The sequence below is a fragment of the Stenotrophomonas sp. GbtcB23 genome (genome assembly GCF_019091045.1).
In the GTDB taxonomy this organism is placed as follows: Bacteria; Pseudomonadota; Gammaproteobacteria; order Xanthomonadales; family Xanthomonadaceae; genus Stenotrophomonas; species Stenotrophomonas rhizophila_A.
The window spans coordinates 1-4,815 of record NZ_JAGXKC010000087.1 but is presented as its reverse complement, the minus strand read 5'-3'; the positions used below and the strand labels follow the sequence as shown (position 1 = coordinate 4,815).

The following is a 4,815-nucleotide window of genomic DNA, read 5'->3' as shown; positions in this document are numbered from 1 at the left end:
ACCGGCGGGCCCGGTGCGGGTTCGGTAGGCCCCGGTGCCGGCGCGGTACAGGGACCGGGACAGAGTGCCGGGCAGGGCGCGGGACCGGTCTCCGCGCAGGGCCCGAATGCCGCCGCCGCAGCGCAGGGCCAGAACGGCACCGCCGTGCAGGGCCCGGGCAATGCCCACGCGCAGTTGGCCGACACCGCCACCGCGCAGGGACCAGGCCAGGTCGGCTCGGCAGGGCCGGGCGGCAGCGGCGTGCAGGACATCAGTGCCGTCCAGGCCGGACAGGCCACCGCCACCGGCCCGACGGCCGCGCAGGGCGGCAACCATGCCGGCAGTGGCGCCAACGCTGCACTCGACCGCAAGCAGGCCGTGGCCGCCGCCGGCAACGATCCGCACCTGGTGGTGACCACCGCACCGAACGCCAGCGCCCCCAGCGCCAGCCTGTTCAACGTGGACGCCAACCGCGGCACCTACTTGGTCGAAACCGATCCGAAATTCGCCAACTATCGCAGCTGGCTCAGTTCCGATTACCTGCTGCAGCGCGCCGGCTACGAGCCGTCGCAGACCCAGAAGCGCCTGGGCGACGGTTTCTACGAGCAGAAGCTGGTGCGCGAACAGATCGGTGAACTCACCGGCCGCCGCTTCCTCGATGGCTACGCCAGCGATGAAGACCAGTACCGCGCGCTGCTGGAAGCCGGCGCCACCGTGGCCGGCGAATGGGGCCTGCGTCCGGGCGTGGCCCTGACCGCCGAGCAGATGGCACAGCTCACCAGCGACATCGTGTGGCTGGTGGAGCAGGACGTGACCCTGGCCGATGGCTCGGTCACCCGCGCGCTGGTGCCCCAGGTCTACCTGCGCGTGATGCCGGGTGACCTCGACCACAACGGGGCACTGCTGGCCGGTGCCGACGTGGACATCAAGCTGCGTGGCGACCTGGTCAGCAACGGCTCCATCGCCGGGCGCCAGCTGGTCAGCATCGACGCCGGCAACATCCGCAACATCGGTGGCGGGCAGATCAGTGGCCAGCAGGTGGGCCTGAAGGCCAGCGGCAACATCGACATCATCGGCAGCACCGTCACCGCCACCGACGTACTGGCGCTCAAGGCTGGCGGTGACATCACCGTGGCCTCCACCACCCGCGAATGGCAGGACAACGGCGACCTGCTGACCCAGCGCACCACCACCCTGGATCGCGTGGCTGGCCTGTACGTGACCAACACCGACGGTGCCGGCGTGCTGAGCGTCAACGCCGGCGGCAACGTGGAACTGCGCGCCGCCCAGCTGGCCAACGCCGGTGCCGACGGCCTCACCGCCATCGTGGCCGGGGGTGACATCAACCTGACCTCGGTCGCCGAGCAACGGAGCGTGTCGCTCACTCACGACGCCCGCAACTTCAGCAACCAGAGCCAGCTCACCCACACCGGCACCACCATCACCGGCGCCGGCGACGTGGTGTTGAACGCGGGCCGTGACCTGAACCTGGCGGCCGCCAATGTCTCGGCCGCCAATGCCTTGGTCGCCCAGGCCGGCCGTGACATCAACAGCGTCGCCGTGGTCGACACCCAGACCTTCGAGAGCGGGGCAAAGAGCCGGAACCACTCGCGCGAGGTGACTGCCGCCAGCGGTTGGGTGCTGGGCAACCAGCTCAGCGGCGGCGAAGGCGTTGCCCTGCAGGCCGGGCGCGACCTCACGCTGCAGTCCACCACCGTGGACAGCAGCGACGGTGGCGTGGTGCTTTCGGCCGGCCGCAACGTCGCCCTGACCACCGCCCAGGAAACCCACGACCTGGTGGTGGATGAAACCACCCGCAAGAAGAAGACGCTTTCCAGCACCACCACCACCACCCACGAGCAGAGCGCGGCCAGCTACGCGGTCGGCTCCAGCGTCGGCGGCAAGTCGGTGGACATCATCGCGGGCAACGACGTCTCCATCACCGGCTCCACCGTGCTGGCCGACAACGACCTGCGCATTGCGGCGGTGAACAACATCACCATCGAATCCGCGCAGGACACCCTGAGCGAAGCCAGCAGCTTCAGCCAGAAGAAGTCGGGCATTACCGGTGGCTTCGCCAATGGCGTGGCCTCGGTGGGGTACAGCAGCGCCAGGTCCAACAACGAGAGTGCCAGCCAGTCCACCACCCAGGTGGGGTCGGCAGTGGGCTCGATGGACGGCAACGTGCAGCTCAACGCAGGCAACCAGCTCACCATCGCCGCCTCCGACGTGGCCGCCGGGCAGGACCTGACCTTGATCGGCAAGGACATCAACCTGGTGGCGCGCCAGGATACGCTGGACACCCAGAACAGCCAGTCCAGCAAGTCCAGCGGCTTCTCGATGGGCGTCACCTACGACCCCACCAAGGCCTACCGCAGTGCCCGCGATTCCACCACCGACGGCATGGCCGACAGTGGTTCGATCATGGGCGACATCACCCGCAATGCCGAAGGCACCGCCTCCGGCGTGCGGGCGGCCACCACCTCGGTGGTGGTCACCGGCGGGAGCCAGCGCTCCAGCGGCAACCAGACCCACTCCACCAGCGACGCCCGCGTGGCCCAGCTGAGTGCGGGCGGCGACATGACCCTGATCGCCAATGGCGGATCGATCACCAGCCAGGGCGCGCAGCTCTCGGCAGAAGGCGACGCGCTGTTGCTGGCCACCAAGGACATCGTGTTCGACGTGGCCCACAACACCGAATCCAGCACCAGCCAGAGTGCCGGCAAGGGCTGGGGCTTCGCCAACAACACCAGCGGCCTGCCGTTCGGCACCAACAACTCGCGCAGCGACGGCACCGGCCAGAGCGACACCATCACCGGCACCCAGCTGTCGGTGGGAGGTGGCGTGCGCATGGCCACTACCGAAGGCGACATCACCCTGACCGCGGCCAACATCGCCGCCGAGAAGGACGTCACCATTCGCGCCGCCGGCAACCTCACCGTGCAGAGCGGCCAAGACACGGTGAGCAACGCCAACACTGCCGACAGCAAGGCCATCGGCACTGTGCAGATCTCCGACACCGAGAAGTTCGCCGGCTGGCACCGCCAGCAGCACGAGGACGACAGCGGCATGGTCTCGCAGGTCGCCAGCACCATCGGCAGCCTGGGCGGCAACGTCAACCTGGGTGCAGGCGGCAAGTACACCCAGATCGCCAGCAACGTGGTGGCCGCGCAGGACGTGAACATCACTGCCGCCGAGATCGAGCTGCTCACCGCAGATGAGAGCGGCCATAACTCGCAGAGCGACAAGGACCTGAAGATCGGCGTGTTCGCGCGGATCAAGTCGCCCTTCATCGACCTGATCAACAACGTGGATTCGGCGCGCCAGTCGGACGGGCGCCTGCAGGCCATGCAGGGCATGGCGGCCGGTGCCAATGCCTACCAGGCGGCCAGCGCAATCTCGGCGGCCGCCGGCGGCGCTGGCAGCGGCTCGCTGTTCAGTGCCGAAGCGGGCATCGGCTTCAAGTCCTCCAGCAGCAGTGCCGAGGGCAGCAGCACCGTTTCGCGTGGCTCCACCATCCAGGGCGGCGGCAACGTCAACCTGACCAGCACCAGCGGCGACATCCACGTGGTGCAGGGCAACCTCAGCGCCGGCAACACGCTGGCGCTGGATTCGGCCGGCGATATCCTGCTCGAAGCAGGCAAGGCGCACCTGCAGGACAAGAGCAGGAGCAACAACGCAGGTGCCGAAGTAGGCGTGGGCGTATCGGTCGGCGCGCAGACCGGCGTGTACGTGTACGCCGAAGCCAGCGTGGGCAGCAGCAAGTCCAACGCCGACAGCAGCACCTGGCAGAACACCACCCTGACCGGCCAGAACATCTCGCTCAAGGCCGAGGGTGACACCACCCTGCGCGGCGCCACGGCAACCGCCGACCGGATCGACGTCAAGACCGGCGGCACGCTCACCATTGAATCGCTGCAGGACGTTGCCGAAAGCATGTCCAAGGACAGCCAGGTGGGCGGGCGCGTGCAGGTGTCGGTCGGCACCGCGTGGGATGCCAGCGGCTATGCCAGTGCGGGCAAAGCCAACGGCAGCTACAAGGGCGTTGGCCAGCAATCCGGGCTGTTCGCGGGCGATGGCGGCTACCACGTAGACGCCGGACACGTGAACCTGGTGGGCGGCGCCATTGCCAGCACCAATGCCGCCAACAGCGAGCTGACCGCGCAGAGCTTGACCTTCACTGACCTCAAGAACGAGATGGACTACCGGGCCAGCTCGGCAAGCATCAGCGGGGGGTTCGGGAACAAGGGCACCGGTGAAGGCGCCGACAAGAACGCCGCCGGTCAGTTGAAGGACATCGGCACCAACGTGGCCGGTGGCAAGTTTGGCAACGCGGACGGCACCAACTTCAGTGGTGGCGTGCCGATGACCAGCAGCGGCAGCGACAGCTCCACGACCTACGCGACCCTGACCGAGGGCAACATCACCATCGGTGGAAAAAAGGTCACGGCTGAAGAGCTGGGCGTCAATACGGATGCCAGCAAGGCACATGAGGCGATCAGCACTCTGCCCGATTTACAGAAGCTGATGCAGGAGCAGCAGGCGATGTCGTCGGCTGCGGGGACGGTGGTGTCCACCAGCAAACAGATCGCGGGGGATGTTGCCGCAGCCAAGACCAAAGCTGCAACTGACGCGTACCTGGCGTCCCTGCCGAGCGATGCGGACAGGGACAAGTTCGCTGCGGAGAGCCCGGAAGCGCAACGAGAGATCCTGTCCACCCGAGAAGACTACAGGGACGCGCAGAAGTGGACTACGGGCGGCTCATACAGCCGGGCGCTGGATGCGGTGACCACAGCCATCGTCGGCAGCGGTGCCGGGCAGGGTGGGGGCCAGGTG

General features: G+C 67.8%; 1 protein-coding gene. It reads left to right on the top strand.

What is annotated here, in order from left to right:
• Window positions 1-4,815: hemagglutinin repeat-containing protein (locus KVS69_RS17855; RefSeq protein ID WP_254622264.1), on the top strand; the 4,815-nt coding region annotated here is incomplete at both ends.